The sequence below is a fragment of the Acinetobacter sp. P8-3-8 genome (assembly GCF_000214135.1).
GTDB lineage: Bacteria > Pseudomonadota > Gammaproteobacteria > Pseudomonadales > Moraxellaceae > Acinetobacter.
The window spans coordinates 14,209-37,770 of the sequence record NZ_AFIE01000002.1 but is presented as its reverse complement, the minus strand read 5'-3'; the positions used below and the strand labels follow the sequence as shown (position 1 = coordinate 37,770).

Here is a 23,562-nt window from a genome sequence, read left to right as displayed (position 1 = left end):
CTGAATTAAAAGGCTTTTTTATTTTTGACAGATTGCCAACGCTTATTGCTAATCGCTTAGAACCAGCAATGTGCTTAGAATTTGCAATACGCTTAGTATCTCCAGTGATAGAACAAATCGATTGCTTTCTCTAAAGACTGGCTTGCTTCTAAATATAAACGCTTATTCATTTGATAACGTAAGGTCAGTTTATTCACTGGTGTAAATACTCCTACACCATAACGAATATACAAGTCAGGTGTAATATAGCCTGTTAAGCTAACTTGCGTATCATCACCTGTACCCTGAGCATCAAAGGCTAAACCACTCAAACCAAAAGTACGACCAATCTGATTGGTAAACGCTCGCGTCCCACCTAAACCTAAGCTGATCCCTGCTGCGGCAATGGTGTTATTTACATCCGATTTGAAGCCTTGTTCATTACTTAAACCACTTGAACCTTCATTGATTCGCCCAGTGATTAAAGCATTCATCGCTTCTTGATCAGATAATCCTGCATCGTTATACACTTGAATATTTGGACTCGTTGCAGTACCCGTGATACGAACGCCGACAATACTGCCCGAAATACTTTTATTGGTATCAATATCTAAAGTCGGATTCGCCAATGGCCCATTAAAACGTGCAATAGCACGGTTCAAATCTAAACGCTGACCATAGGCTTCGATGGTCACTTTTTGGCTCACACCAATTGCACCATTAGCACGCATCGCTGTTTCCAAACCACGTTGCGTGAGATATAAACGACCGACCAAAGGAATACGACTATTAAAGCCTTCGAAAATGACTTTATCACCGAGATTGACTGAAACATCTGCACGAATATCCCAAGGTTTAGCAGCTCGTAAAATAGCGAGCTGATTTTCACCTTCTTTAACAATTCGCACGTCTGGTGAAACGTTAACCACTGTCGCACTGCTCTCTGGCATCGAAATAAGCGCACGTGGTACATCGACCTTACCATTCACCGTAATACGCTTACTCATTGGTAAAGCATCGACTTCAATATCAGTATCCACAACCGCTGTAATCAAAGGTGCTTGGCGGATGAGTAATCTTTCCCCATTTAATTTTAATTGCACACGAAGATCATTTTTCCAATCAATACTACCATTGATTTTGCCAACGCCACGTCCGCTATTAAATGCACCATTGATCGTTACAACATCTTGACGAATTGAAGAATAAATCTGCACATTCGTTAAATTAACAGGCAGTGAAATCATACTGATTTCACCATTCTTTAAACGCATTTCACCATCAAATAGTGGCTGAGTTAAAGTCCCATTGATTTTACCTGCAAGTGATAATGTCCCATCTAATTTGCGAACATCAGCAATAAAAGGTTTTAGGATTTGCAGTTGAACTTCATTAAAGGCAACTTCACCACGCATTGGTTTAGAATCCACATAAGGATTGACGATTACACTCGCATAACCTGTACCAATATTCGGTGCTTTTAAATCGACACGTAGCAACAAACCATCTGAGATACTTTTAGCAATGATACTTGCTTCGTCATAACTCATTGACGTTGAAATATCTTCTGGATCTTCAGCAGCAATACCAATTTGACCGTTACGTGTAACTAATTTTGCATCTAACTTAGGCTTCGTCCCTTGTGTCCATGATGCTTTAGCATAACCATTCAATTTACCTGTAAGTGCCAAACCTTGAGGCATAAATGCAGCAAAATCATTTAAATCTAAATTTTCAGTTAAAAATGAAACATTTCCACTTTTTTGACTGACTCGTATTGGCTGATCAAAACACAACTGACTTTGCTGACTCTGCCAACAGTGCTGTCCAACATACAACTCTGCTTTAGAAGATGAATAAATCACAGGTGCATTTTTTTGCTGAATTAAATGTGCACGAACTGAGTCAAACTCACCTTTTTGAACTTGTCCTAACCAATCATTTTGCGCATTAAAACCACCTGCCAATTGCATATAGAATTTTGAATAATAGTTCCAACCCTGCAATTGTAATAAATGAGCTTTGCGTGTTCCTGACAACGTAATAGCAGCATGTTGGATTTCACGATTACCACTACGTAATGTATCGAGTTGCGCCACCATTTTGGATGGTGTCACTTCAGAGGTTGGTAATTCACCTTTTAGGCTGAGCTTTTTAATACTGATGTCATTCAAACTAAAGCGATCAACCACCAAGTTTGCCGTTGCACTTAAACGTGGTTGTACTTGTAAATTCAGATAACCATATGCTGTACCACGCAAACCCGGATAGAGCTCATACAAGGCAGGCGCATTCACTTTTAATCGAAGATTCTGTGCATTTCCTGTGGCTTGTACTTGGTTATTGGCATAGGACAGGAATAAGTTGTTTGCCTCAAACTGCTGAGGGATAAAACCTTTTTGATCAGCCTTGAGCATGATGGCTAAATTACCACGACCACGTAAAGGTTTATTATTGATCATTCCAGCAATATTCAATTGTTGAATGCTAATTCGCTTCTGCTTATCAGACCAATTCCCTTGAGTTTTAACATTACCTGAAACTTCACCACGTACTGAAGATACAAAGTATTGCGGTTTAAAACGAATCAATGATGTACTGATATCCCAACTGATCGCATTACCGACATGTACTTGACCACTGGCAAATATTTTCCCAGCAATACCATCGTGCTGTAGTTCTGCAATCTTGATCAATTCTGGCGTACCAGAAACACGGAGTTTTAATAACCCGCTACCTTGTTTTAATTGAGCTGCATTGAGTGCACCATCATAATTTACAGCGAAGCCTTTAAATGCTCCACCCGCTTTTTGATCTGCAAAAATAATCGCAGCACTGCTTTTTCCAGTCAATTGAATCGTTTCAGGATTGGCTTGATTGGCAATTCTTCCTGTCAAATTAACACTATCAAAAGAAATAAGCTGTTGATTCGGCTTAGCAAAGCCATTGGCTTTAACTTGGCCATTTAACAAATCAACAGGTGCAGCAGCGACAACAGATTGCGGATTAAAATCTTTGGCATTTAATACAGCTTGCCATTTTAATTGACGCTTTTCCGTTGGTAATTCAATCACGGCATTCCCTGAAAGATTGCCCTGATCTGCCAAATAATTAAAGGCAGGAATGTGTAAACTATCCCCTTTTAAATCCAGCTGTGCGTTATATTTACCTGCGGGCAAAGTGCCTTTTTCATTTTTTCGAACAACTGTAGCAACATGAATATTTTGCTGACCTTCCAACAATGCTAAATTGACTTGACCTTGTTCACTGCTCAGCCATCCAACATAAGGCACCGCACGGTCAATATTCTTCCAATCTACACCCAGTAACATCGGCTCGGGCTTTTTATTGTTTTGTTGTTCTGCTTGATCTAATTTTACATTCCACGTTTCATACTTATCAAAAGCCACATTTGCAGTTAAATGCATGCCTTGTTTTAACGCACCTATAGAACCAATATTGGCATCCAGTGAAGGCGGAAGAAAATCTTGAATCACTTGTGGAATCAATTTGTCTTTTGGATTAATTCGGTCTAAACGACCTTTAAGATCCCAATGTACATGATCTTGCCAACTGACCAGACCAGCAGCATTTACCGCACCTCCCATCAACTGACCATTCACATTATTAATATTCAATTGATTGATTAAGTCAGTATGAGCCAAAGCCGTATATTGACCCTGTGGAATATTTTTGCCACTAATATCGGTATTGATATCTAAGTTTAAACCTTTGATATCCCCTTGGAATTTTGCAATACCATTCTTGGATAAAAGTTCTTGCTCTAATAATAGAGGCCAATGGTAATTTTTAAAGTTTAAAGCACCACTCATCGGTACTTCTGGACGCATTGGATGCAACACAGCCCATCCCGTTAACATATCAGGTGTTTTGGTTGCCACACCTGCTTTAATCGTATCTAAAGAACCGCGCGCTTGCACATAAATATCGTTAATATTTAAGCTTTTTAATGAAGGTAAACGCAGAACGCCTTGTGCATTTAAGGGATATTTCCCTTTAAAATCCATATTTCCTTTGGCATTTTTAACAGATAAATAACCCATATCCATGCTGGTATTTTCAAACTTTAGTTCTGTTCCAGACCAAAGGGCTGTTTCTAAATGCACATCATTGAAATCTACTTTGGCAGCATAGGTTTGGATCTGTAAATGATCAACATCAGCTTCATCTACACGTAGAATAAAAGGTAGCTTAATTTCACTGAATTTAAACGGTTCATTACTTGGTGGGGATTTCGTAATAATTCTTAAATTATTCACATCTGCATGACTTAAATGAATTTCTTTATCAAAAATGGCTCTCCAGCCTAAAGAAACATTAGCACGGTCAATTTTAATATCGACAGGTTTCAGCGTAACAAGAATATTTTTGAGAATAATCCCCTGTAAAAGATTTCCGCCTTCATATTGGTAATGGATAATCTTTTGACTTGCAGCAACACGATCCAGTAAGAACTTACTGCCCTTATCTGTACTAAACATCACAGCCAATGCAGTAACCAATAAAACAATGATCAAAAACACAGACAAAAGAATATTACGCAATAACTTACGCTTTTTAGGTGTTTGCTCAGGCTCTAATGAATTACTTTGTTGTTCATTTTGAACATCTTGATGTTCTGCATCAGTCATATTATTTCCAAACTTCTCACTGATTTTTAGTCATTCAATTTATTTAGGGTTTGTGCCATAAACTAGCCACAACCCATGAATATTAGTGAATATTAAAGTTGCGATCCAATATAGAAATGCAATCGAATCGGATGATCAGGATCAGATACCCCTGAAGCCAAGTCCAATCGAATTGGACCAATTGGAGATTTCCAACGAATTCCGACACCTAAACTATATTCTGTATTATTACTAAAGCTTTTATCATAGGCATTACCCACGTCACTGAATATTGCAGCACGCCAGCCCTCTTTGAACTGATAATTGTATTCTAATGATCCAACAGCTAAGCCTTGTCCTCCAACTTTATAACCATATTCTTCAGGAGAAAGACTTTTATAATCAAAACCTCTCAGGCTTTGATCACCCCCTGCAAAGAATCTTAAATTATAAGGAACGTCTTGGAAATCTTTTGCAAAAATATAACCAAGATCTAGGCCACCGACAAATTGGTGATTATCATTTTTCCCCAATGAATATAGCGCTTTCCATGTCGCATTGACGATAGCCATATCGGTGTCTGTGAGTAAAGATTCACTCCCCATTTGAATTTTATAAGACTGTTTAAAACCGCGTGTTGGATTTACTCGGTTATCGCTATCCGTCTTTGTGGCTTCATATCCAAATAGCAATGATTGTTGTTCTGCATTTGAACCAGGGATTAGAAAAGCGTCTGGAATATCATCAATATTATCCACTTCACCTGTTTGATTGAGTCGGTCTAAACGGTAACGTACACCAAAAATATGCTGCCATTCTTTACGTGAACCTTTGATAATACGGTCTACACCCGCAACAGCAGATTCAATACTAAGATCCAAATCATTACCAATACCACCACGATCCTCTCGCTCATAACCCGCAACTAAACTGATATAGTCGTTCAGTGGATGTTTATACGGAATATTATAGCGTGTATCAAAAGATTGACGGATTTGTGATAATTCAAAGTTAGCATCAAAAGAATGACCTAAATGATTGACAATGGCACGACGATACTGACTACGTAAACGAACACCTGTATCCGTTCCAAAACCAATACCTGTTTCTAAGCTGTTTAAACGATCTGCATTTAAAGTCACAATCACAGGAATAATCTTTTCTTCACGCGCTTTGTCTTTAAGCAAATCTTCTTCTGATTCTTTTTCTTTTTGCTGTACTTGCAACTGTTTGACATTCGGATTTACTTCTTCTTTTTGCGTACCTGCGAATTGATTTTCATCTACGACATTCTGTGTCACTTCTTTATTCGATTGCTTGGCTTGTTCAGTTTCTGTTTTTTCTGCAAATGAAGAAGCTGCTATTTTTTCCTGATCGACCAATGCTTGCAAATCCGCAGGCAGCTCTAAAGGTTTAACAATTGGATCAGGTTTAATGGCATCAACCAAGGTATAGTTAAAATAACGTGAGTTAGTTAAGTTATTCGCCAAACCATTGACACGCCATGCAGTATAATCCGCACCCTCTTTCCACGGCGCCATTGTTTCAAGAATTTTTAAATCAATCGGTAGTGGCTTAGAAGGATCACTCATTCTAAATTCCACATGACCTAACTTATAGCGTTCACCTGTCTCATATTTTAAATTGATCTTGGCTTTATTCTGTGGTTGTTCAACTTTAACATCATGTAAACGCCAATAGCTGTCAAAAAAACCATTATTACTCGCCGCATCGACAATACGTGTTTTGGTGGTTTCATATAAACCATGATTGAGAATATCCCCGACGTCTAAATCAGGTAAAACACGTATCACTTGGAATTGAGCAAGGTTTGCTCCAGGTCCACTTCCTTCTATATTTTGTTCTTCGATAATAACGGGTTGATTTGGAACAACACTAACTTTTAAATGCTTATCGTCTATTCTTGAAAACTTAAATTGTGCATTGTAATACCCTACAGCCTGCGCAGCTTGCACAGTGAGCGTTCTTAACTGCGGAACAGAGCCATTAAAATCTAAAAAAGCCTCTTGAGTAAAAGAAGATAATTTCGCTTTAATATTATCGTTAAGTATTTTAGGTGCACCTTCAACCGTCACCATAATTTTTGGAATGGTTGCGACATTACTTTGCGGTTTAATGACTTTGTTAATTAGACCTTTGAAAAACCCAACTTTTTCTTCATCCTTTTTTTCACTCAGCGTTGGATCAACTAAAGTTTTTGCAGCATCATTTCTTTCTACAGAAATTTCACTATCCGACCGAATCGTCTGGATAAGTTGATCGACATTGACTGGTGCTTGAGTAATTTCAGACACTTCTTGTTGTGTTGCATCACTCACCAACACTTCTGGCGCTGTTGTTACACCATTTCTAAAATCAAGTGCTTCTTTTTTTGCTTCTTCTGCAACTTGAAAAATCTCATTTGTCAAAGACTGATCAACGGGAGCAATTGTTAAATCTTCAAGGTCATCAAATTGAATTGGCTTAAAATCATCTTGAACACCCAAGTTTTTTTCTTGTTGCTCAAGCATGGCTAAACTATCGACTGAGGTTTCAGCTTTACTTTGCTCTATTTTGTCATCAATTTGGTCTATTTTCTCATTGGGTAGACCTTGTTGTTTTGCAGCTGATTCTAGTTGTTCTTGAGTATTGGTAATTTCTGTTGTGGGACTTACTGGCTTTGAATCGTCAGGTATTTGCTCAGCGTAACTTACAGGTACAGCAAAAACACTTAAAAAAACACTTGCACATAACAGTTTATTGATATGATAACTATCAAAGTGAAGATGCATACAATGTGCAAGAACAGATTTTTTAAATTTAATTTTTGCTGGCATACCAAGCTCTAATTATCAAATATATTAAATGAAATTTACACTGAACAATGTATATTTCTGACACTCAAAAACAATTGGTTTTAAACATGATTTAAGGTTAAAACATGATACATGATTTTGTATGATAGTTACTATTTCACCACATTTTTCATATATAACTAAATGAAGCATCTACAATGGAAAAAAATGAGCATATTTTAGCTACACGGCGTTTTCTGCCGATGTTTCTCACCCAATTTTTTGGTGCATTAAACGATAATGTTTATAAACAATCGCTTTTGCTCGTCATCACCTATGGATGGATCCAACAACAATCTGCAAGTATTAGCACACTCAACAATCTTGCTGCGTTGTTATTTATTCTACCTTATTTCATCTTTTCTGCGACAGCAGGACAAATTGCAGATAAGTACGAACGTTCATTTTTAGTCCGAAGTATCAAAATACTTGAAATTATGATCATGCTGATCGCTTCAGCTGGTTTTTTATTGGGCAATTTATGGATTCTGCTCTTTGCTTTATTTCTAATGGGAACGCACAGCACCTTCTTTGGCCCAATAAAATATGCAATTTTGCCTGATATTTTAAAACCGAATGAGCTGATGTCTGGAAATGCACTGTTCCAGTCGGGAACTTCAATCGCAATTTTGATTGGTATGATTTTAGGTGGTGCGGTTATTTCACTTTCACAAGGCAATATGATCTGGATTTGCTTAACCATCATATCTATTGCCGTAATTGGTTACTTATGCAGTCGCTTTGTGTTGAAACAACCTACGACCAATACAGATTTAGAGATTGATTGGAATTTCTTCCGTACCAGTTTTCAAACCATTCGTTATGCGAAAAGCTTACCTTTAATTTTTATCGTTCTTTTAGGGAACTCATGGTATTGGTTTTATGGTGCAACTTATCTCACGCAAATTCCCCAATTAACTCAGCAAAACTTACATGCCAATGAAAATGTGGTTAGCCTCCTTTTGACCTTCTTTTCCGTCGGTATTGGTGTCGGTTCTTTACTGTGCCGTAAAATTGGTGGTACTGAAGTGAATATTAAAATGGTACCGATCGGTGCAATCGGATTGACTGTATTTGCGCTGTATTTAGCAGCAAGCTTAGCATTTGTTCCTGAACGCACAGGCGATTTAATTACGATTGCAGATATGTTCAGCTCAGGCGCTGCGTATTATCATGTCATGCTTGCTGTGACTTTATTGGGGATCAGCGGTGGATTCTATATCGTACCTTTATATGCCATGATGCAAGCTTATGCGCCTAAATCACATCGTGCACGTGTGGTTGCTGCCAATAATATTTTTAATGCGATATTCATGGTTTCTTCTGCAATTTTCTCTATAATTATCTTAAGTATTTTAAAAATAGACATTAAAGTTCTATTTTGTATTACCGCTATTCTCAGTGCTATTTTCAGTGCGTGGTTATTACTTCGCTTAAAACCACTGATTGCCACCACTCAAGTTTCTTTGGAGGACTAATATGCGTCAATATACTGGCATTGATAAACTGATCAATTCATTCGATCAAGCTTTAAGAAGTTTAGTACCAGGCGTGACGTCTGCACAAAGAGAAAATCCTTCAAATGACACAGAAACAAAACTAGCAGTCAGTGAAGCTCGTCATGTTGCAGGTTTAATGCGAGTCAATCATAGTGGCGAAGTCTGCGCACAAGCGCTTTATCATGGTCAAGCCCTAACTGCAAAGCTACCTAATGTACGCCGTGAAATGGAGTTTGCTGCAATTGAAGAGCAAGACCACTTAGCATGGTGTGAAGAACGCTTAAAAGAACTGGATAGCCACACCAGTCTATTAAACCCAGTTTGGTACGGACTTTCTTTTGGCATGGGTGCGCTAGCAGGTATTGCAGGTGACAAATACAGTTTAGGTTTTGTTGCGGAAACTGAGCGTCAAGTCAGCATGCATTTGCAACATCATATTAGCCAGCTGCCTGCTCAAGATGAACGTTCACGTAAAATTCTTGTACAAATGAATGAAGATGAATTACATCATCGTGATACGGCTTTAGAAGCAGGCGGTGTTGATTTACCAATTCCAGTCAAAATCACTATGACTGCAATTTCTAAATTGATGACTAAAACCAGTTATTTTATTTAAATATTTTTATTCTTGAAACTCCCTCCTTTTTCAAAGGAGGGATATTTTCTGCAAGGGCTTTATCCGTTGACTCATTTGAATATTTTAAAATCAGTCAACGATTGAAACAGTCTACTATTCACTCAATCCAAACAATAATTTAGCATTGTGTGGTGCTAACTTTGTGGTCTCTACAGGTAATAAAGATGGGTTTAAAGGATAGCCTGCCCCATCAAATTTCAACATCACTTGTCCATGTTTACGACTGTACACAGACAACTGTTTCCATCCATTATAAATATAAGTTGTTGAATATACAGGACTGCCAACCAAAGTTGTTTTACTCAAAATTTCAAATGTTTGATTTAGTTTTCCCTTAAAGATCAACATGGTACAGCCACCTGAACCACACCAATCCAAACCATTCAAAAGTACTACAGCGTCTTGTTGTCCATCGCCATTGAGGTCATCAAATGCCACCTCATAAGTAGATGAATCTTTTGTATAAGCAAAAACACTTTGTTTTAAATTGCTATCACGTTGTTGCACCGATTGGTTTTTAGCTTCATTTTTTGAAGGTTCAACAGACTTTTCAGGTAAATTAGTACAAGCGTCTAACAAAAACACACAACTCAACAATACCAATGATTTCAAATACATTGCTATTTACACTCTCATTTTTACGGATTTTATAAAACTATAACAGGGAATTGATGCTCTGAATGATTGAATAACATATCTTGCCAAATATCATACATTGGAATCTTAACGTCCAAAGCCAATGGTAGTTTTTTAGGGTTAAATTGCATTTGTGTTAAATCACTTCCCCATGCAATCAAATCAACATCTAAAGAGATATTGTGTGAAGGACGGACACGACCTGAATCTGCTTCCATTTTTTTTAATAAGGCGATGATTTCATCAACAGACCATTGGCTTTTAAGTAAACACGCAACATTCCAATAATCTGCACCTACCCCATCACGACATGGAATAATATAAATTTTTGAAAAAGTGGCTTCACCCAAACTCAAAATCTGAGCAAATGCTTTTTGAAAATGATATTGAGGAGCGCTATTACTCGCCAGAGCTAGGGCGAATATCGTTTCGGTGGCGTTCAAGACGAATTCCTACAGAATTTGCTTGCGGGATAATGGCAGGCTTACGGATGGTAATCATAATCGATTCAACTGAGGGATAGGTAGCGAAAAGCGCATTTAAAACCAGTTTAGCCGCATGTTCGATCAATTTCGGGGCAGCATCTTGAATGACCTTAGTCGAAATCTCACAAATTTCTGCATAATTTAACGTGTCTTCCAGTTCATCTGTGTTGGATGCTTTTTCTAAACAGGTCTGAATAGTGAGATCAAGCATTAAAGGTTGAATAATTTGACGTTCCCAATTGAAACAGCCAACGACTGTATCCACTTTTAAACCTTCAATGATAATTGCGTCCATAACCTTTTCCTATAAATCCCCCTAAATCCCCCTAAATCCCCCTTTTTTAAAGGGGGACTTCACCCATATACAATATTTTAGGAATACTCCTCCCTTTTTAAAGGGAGGTTGGGAGGGATTATTTAAAAATAAATTTAAATCTCCTACCTTTTAAGGTAGGAGATTCATATCAATGTTTCAACAACGAAGCTGGATCTAAATCTTGCACCATTTGCAAACGTTGATCTGCATAAATATCAGTATATGGCGCAAGAACTCGCATGAACCGATCAAAATACAACATTTGCTTAAATAACAATGCGAAATCACGCGGGAAACGAATACCGTGACGCTCACCGACTGCAACCATATCCATCATAATATCGTTTAAATCAGAAGGATTTGAACTCATAATCTTTTGTGGATCTGCCAATAGTACACCACTAAATAGACGCTCTAAATCATCTGCTAAGACTTGCGTATCAATCTGCTTACTGGTCATGCCCATACCCAACATATTTTGAGCCATGAGTGTGTAATCAGTTTTTTGTAATGCATCCATAAATGCCATACAGGCTTGCCATACTTCTGGTTTAAGCTGACCGACAATACCAAAGTCAATAAAGCCAATACGACCATCTTCAAGCAACATTAGGTTGCCTGCATGTAAATCTGCATGGAAAGATTTACACAGCATCAAGCTACCAAACCACGTATTCATTGCAGTAATCAAAACTTGTGATGGATCTTTTGCAACTTTACGTACTACATCAAAATCAGTTAATGGCACGCCATATAAGCGTTGCATGGTCAATACACGGCGAGTTGAATACTGGTGATAAACCTTTGGCGCAGTCGCAGCGTGATTTTGAGACACATTGAGATAATTCACAAAGTCATCAAGGTTTTGTGCTTCTTCAATAAAATCAACTTCACGTACCATACGTGTTTTAATTTCTTCAACAATATCTGCCAATGAAGCAAATTTAACTTTAGGCACCGCTTTTTCTAGGATTTTTGTTGCCCAATGCAAAACATTTAAATCGGTATAGAGAATGGTTTCTACACCTGGTTTTTGCACTTTAATAACAACATCTTCGCCTGTCACCAGTTTCGCAGCATGGACTTGTGCAATAGACGCTGAAGCCAATGGCTTTTCTTCAATAGAAGCGAATATTTCGCTTAAATCTCGCCCTGCAAACTCTTGCGCTAATACGCCTTGCACATAACTAAATGGCAAAGAAGGCGTTTGGTCTAAACAGCCTTGAAATTCTTCCACATATTCACGAGGGAATAATGAAGGTGTACTGGCAATGAATTGCCCTAACTTAATATAAGTTGAACCTAAAGATTCAAACGTTTCACGCATGAGTTTTGCGTTACTTGGTTTTTCGGTCGCATATTTGATGCCTGCTTTTGCTGCGATCACAGCAGTTTCCCCAACTCGGGCAACTGAACGCAGTCCATCTAACCAGATATTGTTTTTCATAATGTCTAAGTAGAAATAAATTAAGTGAAGTGTAGCAAATTAATCAGCCTTTGCAGTATGGCTTGCCTGACAGTTTGGACAATCTGTATCTTTTTCAAAGGCTAAAATTCGTTGTTTCATTGTTAAGCCATCCCAAAGCAGTAATTTTTGCTTGAGTGGTGTCTGAGCTAATCCTAAATATAAAAGTGCGTGGTGAGCTTGCAAACTTGACATTACATTTGGCGTTGTCGCTAAAACGCCTGAATCTGCACAACGAAAGCTTTCATTAATATGTTGTTCTTTGGGAAATAAACACTCATAACAGGCTGAATTTCCTTCAACCATGAATAACTGACCTTGGAAACCAATTGCTGATGCACTAATCAATGGCACATTCAATTGCGCACACATCTGATTAACCAAATAACGTGTTGTAAAATTATCACAACCATCTAGGACTAAATCCTGCTGCGTAATCAACGATTGAGCATTAGACTCATCTAATTTAACGGTATAACTTTCAACTTGAATGAATGGATTAATCTGTTGTAAACGCTTCGCAAGTATTTCAGATTTATAAAAACCAACATCTTGTTCTGTATAAGCGATTTGGCGCTGTAGATTACTGATTTCAATGGTATCTGCATCGATCAGCGTGATTTTACCTACGCCTGCACGTGCCAGTAACTCAGCTGTAGTACACCCTATTCCGCCACAGCCAACAATGAGAATATTGGCAAGTTTGAGCTTTTCCTGTGCATCAATATCCCAACCATCCAGTAGGATTTGACGTGAATAAAGATGCATTTCAGATTCGGTGAGTTCGAATTCATTATCTGATTGCTTAATCAAATGCTTATACCGACATTACATAACAAATTATGAAATAGTATAAAACAATACAAGTACTTCATGTTATTCGACAATTGAATTCTTTTATGTTTGAATACATTTACAAAATCAGAATAAGCCCACTATGAAAAAAATAATATTTTGCATCAGCAGCCTATTTGCTTGCACATCACTCTATGCTGTACCGAACCCAACAGATCAATTCTGCCAACTCTATGCCATCACGGCTGCGCAAATTATGATGGATCGACAAAGTAATACACCTAAATTTGTGGCCTTAAATAATGCAAATAAAAGTATTATTGCAAAAAGTAAAAATAGCGTACAAGGTTTAATGACGCTTGTCGATTTAGCCTATCAAATCCCTATTGCCAAAACTCAAGAAGCCCAAAAACTTGCCATCAATACTTTTGCAGATACGGCTGCTGAAAGATGTTTTGTCGTTAATAAGAAGTAGAATATAATTAAATATCAATATTTTGATGAAACTTTAGATGATCCATGACTATTTTCTAATATGTACTCTAATATCTAGGAACAGCATTGCTTTATGATCATGGATATTTTTCATTTTTATTCAATATAAGAAAAAAAACCGCATAACTCATAATCAATTTGAAAAATATCTTATTTCATTCTACATTAATGTAGAAAAAATTTTCACACTGGATGCTGAACATGGAACTTGATCGTTACGATAAACAAATTCTTGAAATTTTAACGAATGAAGATATCAATCTCAACGAGCTATCAGAACGTATTAATCTTTCTGTCAGTTCCGTACACCGTAGAATCAAGCATTTGATTGAAACCAATATCATGACCAATTTGAAACGTGATATTAATTTTGAGAAATTAGGTTTTAAATTACATGTCATCCTACAAGTTTCACTCAGTAAACACGATACAGATACCTTTGCAAAATTTTTAGAAGAGCTTGAAAACATTCCTGAAGTGATTAATGCTTTTTTAGTCACAGGTCAAACGGCTGATTTTCTCGTAGAAGTTGTGGCGAAAGATATGGAAAACTACAGTGAAATTTTACTGAAACGTATCGGTAAAATTGATCATGTGGTGGCACTACATTCAAGTTTTGTGATTAAAGAATACAATCAAGTTTTTAACTGTACTGGACTGCTTAATCGCGTTTAAGTTTTTACGATCTATATCCATTATCCAATTAATTGTGACTCAACGTTTTAAACCATTTAGATCCATTGAAAATCCAAATCATGCTTAAAAATAAAAAACGCACCCATCGGTGCGTTTTTTGACTCAAATATGAATTAAGCATCTAACTCAGCGAGCACTTCATCTGAGAATTCAACGTTAGTATAAACGTTTTGCACGTCATCAAGATCTTCAAACATATCAATCATTTTTAAAATTAATTTTGCTTGATCAATATCAGTAATTTCAGCTTTTGTTGAAGGACTCATCGTCACTTCAGCATTGTCAGATTTTAAACCTGCAGCAGCTAAAGCATCTTGAACAGTACCGAAAGTTTCAGGTGTTGTGATGACCAAAATCTCATCTTCACTCACTTCAATATCTTCTGCACCCGCTTCTAATGCCACTTCCATGATCTTATCTTCTAAAGAGACATCTTCAAAAGTAATCTCACCACGTTTGGTAAACATGTAGGCAACCGAACCCGCTGTTCCTAAGTTACCATTGGTTTTAGAAAAACAGTGGCGAACATCAGGTACAGTACGGTTCAAATTATCCGTCATGGTTTCAACAATTACAGCAACACCGCCAACGCCGTAACCTTCATAAGTCACTTCTTTCAAATCGGCATTTTCTTCACCACCAACACCACGCGCAGTTGCACGGTTGATGGTGTCGCGTGTCATATTTGCCACCAAGGCTTTTTCGATCACTGCACGTAAACGTGGATTCGAAGCGACATCTCCACCACCTAAACGAGCCGCAGTGACGATCTCACGAATAAATTTTGTAAATACTTTAGCGCGACTCGCATCTTGTTTTGCTTTACGATGCTTTGTGTTAGCCCACTTGGAATGACCCGCCATGCGAAATATGCTCCTGTAGATTGGCCTTATGCCATATCAATTTTTGGCAATTCTACCATAAGCACTTTTTTATGAGAAAGTGCTTATTTTTCAGTTTTTATCTAAATTAAGCTTTTTTTGGCTCAGGAATCACAATATCAAGCCCTGTATGCTCTTTATATAGTCGTTTAATTTCAGCTAAATCTTGATCGATGTCAGATGGATAAATTTTCCCGAAAATACCACCTTGCTTAGTATGTGAGTTTGCATACATCAACACGATTGGTACACCCGCTGCTTTAGCAATATGCCAAAACCCTGTACGAATCGGTTTACGTGGCTGTCCACGTTCCGCGCGTGTCGCTTCAGGTGCAATAACCAAATTAAATTCATCATGACTTTGAAACAGCTCAACCATTTGCGTCACAATGTCTTGATTCGATTTACGATCAACCGCAATACCACCAACTCTCTCAAGAATCGGTTTCATTGGACCTTTAAATAATTCTTTTTTGATTAATGTATGAATTTTTAAGTCATGAATTTGGAAAATCGCAAGAGACAGCACAGCATCCATCATTGAAGTATGTTCAAAACCAATGATCACTTGTTTCTTTTCCAATACATCGGGCTTCACTTCATATGTCCAACCTGACAATTTAAAAGCTAACTCCCCCAATAACTTTTTCATGTTCTACCTAACGTCATAAAAAATAATTTGCGAATTGTCCGAGCATCAGCAGAAAAATACAATTGCTATTCAGTTCTTTTTTTACATTTGTATATTTATTTTGCAACCACTTAAGCTAAATACACAACCATTGCAAAAATAGAACAGCGAAACCAACACCTCACTGAATTGATAAATAAACCCAGCTTTGATTTAAATCAGAACAAATCACAAAATAATTATTTTACGTGACTTATAAAGCAATATTTAGTCTAAATTTTTTAAATTTAAAATAATCATTTGAATTTAATTCGACCAAGTTTTAGAATCTTGAATAAGTAACAAAATCAAGTTTAACTATGAATGAGCTTAAAAAACGACATGATCACCCCTGTAAAGATATGATGTCAAAATCCAATATGGCGGAGGTTGAGAAGATTCAATTTCCTCATGCCGTAGAATATTGCGCCTTAAAAAGCAAAAAAGAAGCTTTAAATAGAATACACCCTATTCAACAAATTAATCCGGTGACATCTATACAAATTCCCCTCGTAACTGAGCGTGTACAAGCAGGCTTTCCCTCTCCAGCTCAAGACTATATCGATAAAACCATCGATCTAAACCAACTGCTGGTTAAAAGTCCATTTTCAACCTTTATTGTTCGGGTTAATTCTCTTTCTATGTTAGGAATCGGTATCGATATTAATGATGAATTAATTGTTGATCGCAGCCTTGAAGCCAAGCATCGAGACATTGTCATTGCACTGATTGATAATGATTTTACGGTAAAACGATTGATGATTGAGGATGGTATACATTGGTTAAAAGCTGAAAATCCTGAATGCAGCGATATTTATTTCGATGAAGGTCAAGAGCTTATGATCTGGGGTGTTGTTACTTATGCATTAAAGAGCCTCAAATGAAATCAAAAAACAAAATCTTCGCACTTGTCGATGTCAATAACTGCTATGTCAGTTGTGAACGTGTGTTTGATCCATCATTAAATAATAAACCTGTTATTGTCCTTTCAAATAACGACGGTTGTGCTGTGGCAAGAAGTCAGGAAGCGAAAGATTTGGGTATTAAAATGGCAGTACCCTTCTTTCAAATCGAAGATATTGTTCAAAAATACGATGTCCAAGTACTTTCAAGTAACTATGCTTTATATACTGAAATGTCACGTCGTTTTCACGGAATATTGGGTGAATTTGTGACTGCTTCAGAGCAAGAAATCTATTCAATTGATGAGTGCTTTCTTGAATTAACCGCTTATGAAAAAAGCTATGATCTCACTGAATATGCTCAAGGAATGCGCCAGCGAATATGGAAATGGCTTGGTTTACCTGTCTGTATTGGTATTGGTCGAAGTAAAACTGAGGCCAAAATGGCCAATCATATGGCAAAAAAAGGCAAACGTTTTGGCGGTGTATGCAATTTAGCATCGATGGATCCGAAACATCGAGATTATTTTTTTAGTCTGCTTGATGTCGGCGAAGTGTGGAATGTAGGACGTAAACATACTAAAAAATTAAAAAGTATGGGAATTAATACCGTGCTGGATCTTGCTGTATCAGACCCTGCTCAGATGAAAAAACACTTTTCTATCGTCATGGCAAAGACGATTTCTGAATTACAAGGGATATCTTGCATCGAATTTGAACATACGCCACCGAGTAAAAAACAAATTATTGCCAGTCGTTCATTTGGTTCACGTGTTACTGAACTCAATGATCTAAAAGAAGCCATGAGCGCATACGCTCAAGACGCTTGCGCAAGACTTCGTGAAGGTGGATTACTTTGTGGTTGTATTATTATTTTTATGCAATCCAATCCTTTTGATGATCATACGCCGTTTTATAACCAATCTATTCCTTATGCATTTTCCGAACCGACCGACTGTGTTGCTGATTTAGTCAAAGCTGCAACAGGTATGTTAGATCGTATTTATCAAAAAGGAATTAAATATAAGAAATGTGGTGTCATTCTGACAGGATTAGAATCGAAAAATAGCCATGCTTTTGACCTACTGGCAGACAGATCAAATATTGATAAAAAAGATAAATTAATGTCTGCGATCGAAGGTGTACATGAGCGTTTTGGTAAAAAGAAATTAGCGATTGGAGCGTGTTATATACCCAATCGTAGTTGGTCAATGAATCGCAGCAAACTCAGTAAGAACCCATTTAACTGGGATGAGTTATTAACTATAGATCATTGACATAATATTCTCGAATAAACAAATTAATCATTTTATGATTATAGATGCTCCTCTGAAATTCTTAATTATAATCACTTTTTAATATTAACATTTTGATTTCATCTGAATACTCTCCTTTATAGTTCAGTGCATTCTTTAAAATATCTACAGTTTTGAATCCAAGTTTTTGATACACATGTAATCCACGTTGATTATGGCTATACACTTCGAGTTCTAACTGTTCCAAATCCAACGTATTAAATACAAAATCTAAAACCAAATGGATTGCTTGAGTACCATAACCTTGACCAGTCAATCCGATATGACACATTGATATGCGAAAGCCCGCCGTTTTATACACTTGATCTATATCCATAATTACAAGCTCACCAATCATTTGATGATTGTTCTTCAGGCATATCGCAAAATCATAACGGTTACTATCTTTTTGACATTTCAGTATATGTTGCTGTATTTGTTCTAATGTAAAATCAACCGTTGTTCCTGTCATATAACGAATTTCTTCGATCTGTGTACTTTCTAAAAGAAGCGGGGCATCTTCAATCTTTACAGGTCTTAAATAAATTTCTAGATTTTCAAGTTTGTGCATATTTTTCAACACTTTTTTAAATGAGAAGTTTATTTTATTTGTTTATCTATAACTCTTATTTCCGCCAGAAGTATAACAATACCGTCCACCACGAGGACCATAGCAATAGGTCCCTGAGCTACAAGAACAACTACCTGAATATGACTGCGAAAATCTATTTATTTGAAGGGGCTTACTGGCTGGTGCTTTCCGAGATATACTAGATTTTGTAGTTGATGAAAAAGAGTTTTTGGACTTAGAACAACCTTCAAATGAACACAAATATTGAGAAAATACCCATTGAGGTTCTTCCCTCTCTTTTGAAATACGCGACCAGTCTTGATTTATATCATAAACCAAGACAGTATCACCTCTTTTTAACTGCCCGACGATCATTCCATCAATTGGTTCTTTTCTAATATTTAAAAATTCATTATTTACATATTTTTTAGCTATTGGGACAAACTCACTTTCATCCAAATCTAATCCCTCATAAGCATATAAATTAGGTAATAAAGCTAAAAAAGCAAGGCTCATTATTAATAAAAACTTATTCATAATTTATACCCTATCCATATTATTAATAATTTTAAAATACCTTAAACATACTACAAATATTTAAGAAAAAAGAAAGCTTTATAGTAAGGGATACATATACACATTATTTATTATATTTAAGAAAAAGAATCACTTTAATCATTTCTATAGACAATAAAAAAACTTGCACCAGAATATCTAGTGCAAGTTTCTTATTTTATTTGCTTATTACTTAGCAGTAGGAACAGACGCTTCAGTGGTAATATTTACAGTGATCTTATCGCCCACGTTTGGCACATAAGCACCTACACCAAATGCAGAACGATCGAATGACGTTGTTGCATTAAAACCAATTGACTGTGCTTTAGTCATTGGATGTACGCCTTGTTTGTTTAAAACAGCATCTAAAACAACAGGTTTAGTTACATCTTTAACTGTTAAGTTACCTGTAATTTTGTATTTGTTTTTACCCACAGCTTGCACTTTAGTACTTTTAAAAGTGATCGTTGGGTACTTTTCAGCATTAAAGAAATCAGCATTCTTCAAGTGCTCATCCAAAGCTTTTACATTGGTATTTAAGCTAGATAATGGAATAGTTACATTTACTGATGAGTTTGCAGGTTTTGCATTATCTACAGAAATCACACCTTGAATATCGCTAAAATTAGCAGATGGGGTTGAAAAACCAAAGTGATTCCAAGTAAATACTGTTGCAGTATGTGTTGGATCAATGGTGTAATCCACTGGCTTTGCCATCGTGAATGTTGCTACAGATGCTACAGCTAAACCTAATGTTAATGCTTTAAAGTTCATGTTCTTAATCTCTCTATCGATAGTTGTCATTTTATACTTCTAATATTTTAATGCACTGTTATAGATAAGACGATATGTTGCAAAATTAGAACGAAACATGGAAATATCTTGAAAAATAACTGAAAAAAGCGCTCATCATCTTCATTTTTATGCTTTTATTAAGAACACCTCCCCTTCTTTACATATCAATTTTATTTTTGAATATATAATTTTGGAAACAATGTATACAAAAAAACTACAGTTAAAAGCTGACTTAAAGCGTTGTATAGCAATATTAATTTTATTTGTGAAGGATTAAAGATGGTCAACAGTGTTTTAGCGCAAAGTACAAAAACACCTTATCGTGTCACACTCACCAATGCTCAAGGTCATACATGGTCTGCCGATGAACCTGCGGATAAAGGTGGTCAGGATACAGCTCCAAATCCAATGCAAATTTTATTATCAGCTTTGGGCGCATGTACTACGATAACCTTGGAAATGTATGCAAATCACAAGGGTATCAAAATTGAGCACGTACAGGTAGATTTAAGTCTAAACCCTGAAGGCGATCCAGAAGCTGGTCAAAATAACATTGTCCGAAAAATTACTTTAACAGGTGATTTTACGGAAGATCAGCATAAGCGTTTATTAAAAGTCGCTGAAAGTTGTCCAGTTCATAAACTATTGACTTCGAATATTCAGATTCAAACTGAGTTAAATATGAAATAAAAATCTTATTCTCATAACAATGATTTTTCTTCATTAAAACTAAAGCCCCTTTCGGGGCTTTCATTTTCAATCTTACAACTTTTCAACTAAGATTCGATCAATTTGCTTTAAACCAGTTTGTTTCTCATGGTTCTTACGGCGAATTTTAATGATTTTATCTTCTTGCAAATCTTGTAATAACAACTCAACAGCTACCATAGATTCAAGTGGTAAATCTTGTCCAATCCATTTCTGCTCACCGGCATCCATCAGGACAATTTCATCACTAATCTGATCATAAAGGCTCATATTTTCCTCACTTATGGTAGATATTTCACCATATTTCATCAATTCTGAAGAATGCGTCAACTATATACCTATTGCTAAAAACTGCTAGTAAAATTTGACTAAGTTACAAAACATTTCTCCAAATAAAAACGCTCCTATCGGAGCGTTTTTAAATGTAAAAATGATTATGCAGTCAATTCTTTTACAGCTTCAACAACAGCTTCTGTGGTAATACCAAAGAATTGGAACAAGTCTTTAGCAGGTGCAGACTCACCATAAGTGGTCATACCGATCACTTTGCCGTCTAAACCAACAAATTTCCACCAATAATCCACATGAGCCGCTTCAACTGCAACACGTGCACGAATATTTGCAGGAAGTACAGCTTCACGATAAGCAGCATCTTGTTTTACAAATTCTTCAGCACATGGCATTGAAACAACACGTACACCATCAAGTTGTGCATACGCTTCCATTGCCAATGAAACTTCTGAACCTGTTGCAATGATGATTGCTTTTAATTCACCTTTTTCTTCAGCTAATACATAACCACCTTTCGCAACATTCTCAATTTGAGTTTGAGTACGTGTTTGGAATGGTAAATTTTGACGAGAGAAGATTAACGCTGTAGGGCCTTCACTGCGTAACAATGCTGATTTCCAAGAAATAGATGCTTCAACCGTGTCACATGGACGCCATGTATTTAAGTTTGGTGTACCACGTAAAGATGCAATTTGTTCTACTGGTTGATGCGTAGGGCCATCTTCACCCAAACCAATTGAATCATGTGTATAAACATGGATCACACGTTGTTTCATCAACGCAGACATACGTACAGCATTACGTGCATATTCCATGAACATTAGGAATGTTGCAACGTAAGGAATGAAACCACCGTGAAGCGCAACACCATTGGCAATAGCAGTCATACCAAACTCACGTACACCATAATGTACGTAGTTACCTGCTGGATTTGACTCAACACTTACCGCACCTTTCCAAAGTGTAAGGTTAGAACCTGCTAGGTCAGCAGAACCACCTAAAATTTCAGGAAGTAATGGTGCAAAAGCTTGAATCGCGTTTTGGCTTGCTTTACGTGTTGCAATCGTTTCAGCTTTTGCATTCACTTCTGCAATATAAGCATCGGCTTGAGCAACAAAGTCAGCGGGTAAATCACCACTAACACGGCGTAATAATTCAGCAGCTTCTGTTGGATATTTTGCTTGATATTGTGCAAATACTTCATTCCAAGCTGCTTCTGAAGCTGTACCTTTCGCTTTCGCATCCCAAGCGGTATAAACATCCGCAGGAATCACAAATGGTTCTTCTTTCCAGCCCAATGCTTCACGAGTTAATGCAATTTCATCATTACCCAGTGGCGCACCATGGCAATCTTCTTTGCCTTGTTTATTTGGTGAACCTAAACCGATAATAGTTTTACAAATGATAAGTGTAGGCTTCGCTGTTTCAGCTTTTGCTTCAACTGTTGCAGCACGGATTGCATCACTATCATGACCGTCAACTTTAAGCACTTGCCAACCGTAAGCTTTGAAGCGTTCTTCTGTATTGTCAGAGAACCAACCTTCAACTTCGCCATCAATCGAAATACCATTGTCATCATAATAAACAACAAGTTTACCTAAACCTAAAGTACCTGCAAGTGAACATGCTTCATGGGAAATACCTTCCATTAAGCAACCATCACCCAAGAAACAATACGTGAAGTGATCTACAACTTTAATATCTTCTTTATTAAACTGAGCAGCTAAGGTTTTTTCTGCTAAAGCAAAACCTACAGCATTGGCAACACCTTGACCTAATGGGCCAGTGGTTGTTTCAATTCCTGGTGCATAACCTAATTCAGGGTGACCTGGAGTCTTAGAATGTAACTGACGGAATGCCTTTAAATCTTCAATAGAAAGATCATAACCAGTTAAATGAAGTAAAGCATATTGAAGCATTGAGCCATGACCATTAGAAAGTACAAAACGGTCACGGTTCGCCCATTGTGGGTTTGTTGGGTTGTGATTTAAAAACTCACGCCATACCACATCAGCGATATCTGCCATCCCCATTGGAGCACCTGGATGCCCAGAGTTTGCTTTTTGCACAGCATCCATTGCTAATACACGAATTGCATTGGCGATGCGACGTTCATTCAGCGGGGTTGTCATAGATCAAAGTCCAATAAATATGAAGAAAATAAGAAGATGAATTAAATTCAAAACTACTGCATATTGTCTTAAAAAAAGCGCAAGGCGTAAAGCCCGTTAAGGCATAAATATCTAATCAATACGCAATAGAACAAAAAATAAGCATATTTAAAATAAAAGACACTGTTCAAATGAATAAGATTCTCTTTTATCCTAGTCGATATAAATATGAATAAGAAATCGAAATTACAAAGATTGAGAACTTGGACATAGATTCAAGTCATAGCAGATGTT

The 23,562-nt window shown here is 36.9% G+C and carries 21 protein-coding genes; 7 read left to right on the top strand and 14 right to left on the bottom strand.

The window, feature by feature from the left end:
- Positions 1-92 precede the first annotated feature (92 nt).
- Both GGG_RS0101300 and GGG_RS0101295 read right to left on the bottom strand, forming a co-directional pair.
- Positions 93-4,631 carry a translocation/assembly module TamB domain-containing protein gene (locus tag GGG_RS0101300; RefSeq protein ID WP_010111435.1) on the bottom strand — a complete coding sequence of 1,513 codons (4,539 nt, stop codon included), beginning with the start codon at positions 4,629-4,631 and terminating at the stop codon, positions 93-95.
- A 92-nt stretch (positions 4,632-4,723) separates the two neighbouring features.
- Positions 4,724-7,447 (bottom strand): autotransporter assembly complex family protein, encoded by a 2,724-nt coding sequence (locus GGG_RS0101295; protein WP_010111434.1) that lies wholly within the window; start codon positions 7,445-7,447, stop codon positions 4,724-4,726.
- A gap of 176 nt (positions 7,448-7,623) precedes the next feature.
- Here GGG_RS0101295 and GGG_RS0101290 point away from each other — a divergent pair, with 176 nt between their 5' ends.
- Together GGG_RS0101290 and coq7 are read left to right on the top strand one after the other, a co-directional pair.
- Complete coding sequence (locus tag GGG_RS0101290) at positions 7,624-8,943, top strand: MFS transporter (protein ID WP_010111433.1); 1,320 nt, start codon at positions 7,624-7,626, stop codon at positions 8,941-8,943.
- Position 8,944: 1 nt separating this feature from the next.
- Positions 8,945-9,580 carry a 2-polyprenyl-3-methyl-6-methoxy-1,4-benzoquinone monooxygenase gene (gene coq7, locus GGG_RS0101285; RefSeq protein WP_010111431.1) on the top strand — a complete coding sequence of 212 codons (636 nt, stop codon included), beginning with the start codon at positions 8,945-8,947 and terminating at the stop codon, positions 9,578-9,580.
- A 114-nt stretch (positions 9,581-9,694) separates the two neighbouring features.
- On the opposite strand, the gene GGG_RS0101280 is transcribed toward coq7, so the two are convergent.
- The 5 genes from GGG_RS0101280 to GGG_RS0101260 form a co-directional block, all read right to left on the bottom strand.
- Positions 9,695-10,186, bottom strand: a complete 492-nt coding sequence (locus tag GGG_RS0101280; RefSeq protein ID WP_227500475.1) for a hypothetical protein — start codon at positions 10,184-10,186, stop codon at positions 9,695-9,697.
- Between the two features lie 62 nt (positions 10,187-10,248).
- On the bottom strand, positions 10,249-10,680 hold the full coding sequence (locus GGG_RS0101275; protein ID WP_010111427.1) for a 2-amino-4-hydroxy-6-hydroxymethyldihydropteridine diphosphokinase: 432 nt from the start codon (positions 10,678-10,680) through the stop codon (positions 10,249-10,251).
- Positions 10,637-11,017: a dihydroneopterin aldolase gene (gene folB, locus GGG_RS0101270; RefSeq protein ID WP_010111425.1), complete on the bottom strand. Its 381-nt coding sequence runs from the start codon at positions 11,015-11,017 to the stop codon at positions 10,637-10,639. Before folB ends, GGG_RS0101275 begins: the two co-directional genes overlap by 44 nt.
- A 169-nt stretch (positions 11,018-11,186) precedes the next feature.
- Positions 11,187-12,485 (bottom strand): AarF/ABC1/UbiB kinase family protein, encoded by a 1,299-nt coding sequence (locus GGG_RS0101265; RefSeq protein WP_010111423.1) that lies wholly within the window; start codon positions 12,483-12,485, stop codon positions 11,187-11,189.
- A gap of 39 nt (positions 12,486-12,524) precedes the next feature.
- Complete coding sequence (locus tag GGG_RS0101260) at positions 12,525-13,271, bottom strand: HesA/MoeB/ThiF family protein (protein ID WP_050809022.1); 747 nt, start codon at positions 13,269-13,271, stop codon at positions 12,525-12,527.
- 169 nt (positions 13,272-13,440) lie between these two features.
- Here GGG_RS0101260 and GGG_RS0101255 point away from each other — a divergent pair, with 169 nt between their 5' ends.
- Both GGG_RS0101255 and GGG_RS0101250 read left to right on the top strand, forming a co-directional pair.
- A complete protein-coding gene (locus tag GGG_RS0101255; protein WP_010111421.1) occupies positions 13,441-13,773 on the top strand; it encodes a hypothetical protein in 333 nt (110 codons plus the stop codon).
- A 221-nt stretch (positions 13,774-13,994) separates the two neighbouring features.
- Positions 13,995-14,468 (top strand): Lrp/AsnC family transcriptional regulator, encoded by a 474-nt coding sequence (locus tag GGG_RS0101250; RefSeq protein WP_010111420.1) that lies wholly within the window; start codon positions 13,995-13,997, stop codon positions 14,466-14,468.
- 134 nt (positions 14,469-14,602) lie between these two features.
- Here GGG_RS0101250 and GGG_RS0101245 read toward each other — a convergent pair whose 3' ends face one another.
- Positions 14,603-15,352: a YebC/PmpR family DNA-binding transcriptional regulator gene (locus GGG_RS0101245; RefSeq protein ID WP_010111419.1), complete on the bottom strand. Its 750-nt coding sequence runs from the start codon at positions 15,350-15,352 to the stop codon at positions 14,603-14,605.
- A 106-nt stretch (positions 15,353-15,458) separates the two neighbouring features.
- Complete coding sequence (locus GGG_RS0101240; protein WP_010111418.1) at positions 15,459-16,022, bottom strand: 1-acyl-sn-glycerol-3-phosphate acyltransferase; 564 nt, start codon at positions 16,020-16,022, stop codon at positions 15,459-15,461.
- 338 nt (positions 16,023-16,360) lie between these two features.
- On the opposite strand from GGG_RS0101240, the gene GGG_RS0101235 reads away from it, so the two are divergent.
- Positions 16,361-16,924 (top strand): LexA family transcriptional regulator, encoded by a 564-nt coding sequence (locus tag GGG_RS0101235; protein WP_138920250.1) that lies wholly within the window; start codon positions 16,361-16,363, stop codon positions 16,922-16,924.
- Positions 16,921-18,219: a Y-family DNA polymerase gene (locus GGG_RS0101230; RefSeq protein ID WP_010111414.1), complete on the top strand. Its 1,299-nt coding sequence runs from the start codon at positions 16,921-16,923 to the stop codon at positions 18,217-18,219. The genes GGG_RS0101235 and GGG_RS0101230 overlap by 4 nt, the downstream gene beginning before the upstream one ends.
- A 61-nt stretch (positions 18,220-18,280) precedes the next feature.
- Here the strand turns inward: GGG_RS0101230 and GGG_RS0101225 are convergent, their stop codons facing one another.
- From GGG_RS0101225 to GGG_RS0101215, 3 genes are all read right to left on the bottom strand, one after another.
- A complete protein-coding gene (locus GGG_RS0101225) occupies positions 18,281-18,808 on the bottom strand; it encodes a GNAT family N-acetyltransferase (protein ID WP_010111413.1) in 528 nt (175 codons plus the stop codon).
- A 42-nt stretch (positions 18,809-18,850) separates the two neighbouring features.
- Complete coding sequence (locus tag GGG_RS19370; protein ID WP_010111412.1) at positions 18,851-19,345, bottom strand: SH3 domain-containing protein; 495 nt, start codon at positions 19,343-19,345, stop codon at positions 18,851-18,853.
- A gap of 207 nt (positions 19,346-19,552) precedes the next feature.
- A complete protein-coding gene (locus GGG_RS0101215) occupies positions 19,553-20,137 on the bottom strand; it encodes a YceI family protein (protein ID WP_010111411.1) in 585 nt (194 codons plus the stop codon).
- A 300-nt stretch (positions 20,138-20,437) separates the two neighbouring features.
- Between GGG_RS0101215 and GGG_RS0101210 the strand changes: the two genes are divergently transcribed.
- Positions 20,438-20,848, top strand: a complete 411-nt coding sequence (locus GGG_RS0101210) for an OsmC family protein (protein ID WP_010111410.1) — start codon at positions 20,438-20,440, stop codon at positions 20,846-20,848.
- A gap of 72 nt (positions 20,849-20,920) precedes the next feature.
- On the opposite strand, the gene GGG_RS0101205 is transcribed toward GGG_RS0101210, so the two are convergent.
- Positions 20,921-21,136 (bottom strand): hypothetical protein, encoded by a 216-nt coding sequence (locus GGG_RS0101205; protein ID WP_010111408.1) that lies wholly within the window; start codon positions 21,134-21,136, stop codon positions 20,921-20,923.
- A gap of 164 nt (positions 21,137-21,300) precedes the next feature.
- Positions 21,301-23,289: a transketolase gene (gene tkt / locus GGG_RS0101200; RefSeq protein ID WP_010111407.1), complete on the bottom strand. Its 1,989-nt coding sequence runs from the start codon at positions 23,287-23,289 to the stop codon at positions 21,301-21,303.
- Between the last annotated feature and the right edge of the window lie 273 nt (positions 23,290-23,562).

Coding starts and splice junctions, on each gene's coding strand:
- GGG_RS0101290 (WP_010111433.1), top strand. CDS start 7,624: ATGGAAAAAAATGAGCATATTTTAGCTACACGGCGTTTTCTGCCGATG.
- GGG_RS0101235 (WP_138920250.1), top strand. CDS start 16,361: ATGAATGAGCTTAAAAAACGACATGATCACCCCTGTAAAGATATGATG.
- GGG_RS19370 (WP_010111412.1), bottom strand. CDS start 19,345: ATGAATAAGTTTTTATTAATAATGAGCCTTGCTTTTTTAGCTTTATTA.
- GGG_RS0101295 (WP_010111434.1), bottom strand. CDS start 7,447: ATGCCAGCAAAAATTAAATTTAAAAAATCTGTTCTTGCACATTGTATG.
- coq7 (WP_010111431.1), top strand. CDS start 8,945: ATGCGTCAATATACTGGCATTGATAAACTGATCAATTCATTCGATCAA.
- tkt (WP_010111407.1), bottom strand. CDS start 23,289: ATGACAACCCCGCTGAATGAACGTCGCATCGCCAATGCAATTCGTGTA.
- GGG_RS0101215 (WP_010111411.1), bottom strand. CDS start 20,137: ATGAACTTTAAAGCATTAACATTAGGTTTAGCTGTAGCATCTGTAGCA.
- folB (WP_010111425.1), bottom strand. CDS start 11,017: ATGGACGCAATTATCATTGAAGGTTTAAAAGTGGATACAGTCGTTGGC.
- GGG_RS0101205 (WP_010111408.1), bottom strand. CDS start 21,136: ATGAGCCTTTATGATCAGATTAGTGATGAAATTGTCCTGATGGATGCC.
- GGG_RS0101245 (WP_010111419.1), bottom strand. CDS start 15,352: ATGGCGGGTCATTCCAAGTGGGCTAACACAAAGCATCGTAAAGCAAAA.
- GGG_RS0101230 (WP_010111414.1), top strand. CDS start 16,921: ATGAAATCAAAAAACAAAATCTTCGCACTTGTCGATGTCAATAACTGC.
- GGG_RS0101260 (WP_050809022.1), bottom strand. CDS start 13,271: ATGCATCTTTATTCACGTCAAATCCTACTGGATGGTTGGGATATTGAT.
- GGG_RS0101240 (WP_010111418.1), bottom strand. CDS start 16,022: ATGAAAAAGTTATTGGGGGAGTTAGCTTTTAAATTGTCAGGTTGGACA.
- GGG_RS0101255 (WP_010111421.1), top strand. CDS start 13,441: ATGAAAAAAATAATATTTTGCATCAGCAGCCTATTTGCTTGCACATCA.
- GGG_RS0101210 (WP_010111410.1), top strand. CDS start 20,438: ATGGTCAACAGTGTTTTAGCGCAAAGTACAAAAACACCTTATCGTGTC.
- GGG_RS0101300 (WP_010111435.1), bottom strand. CDS start 4,631: ATGACTGATGCAGAACATCAAGATGTTCAAAATGAACAACAAAGTAAT.
- GGG_RS0101250 (WP_010111420.1), top strand. CDS start 13,995: ATGGAACTTGATCGTTACGATAAACAAATTCTTGAAATTTTAACGAAT.
- GGG_RS0101225 (WP_010111413.1), bottom strand. CDS start 18,808: ATGCACAAACTTGAAAATCTAGAAATTTATTTAAGACCTGTAAAGATT.
- GGG_RS0101265 (WP_010111423.1), bottom strand. CDS start 12,485: ATGAAAAACAATATCTGGTTAGATGGACTGCGTTCAGTTGCCCGAGTT.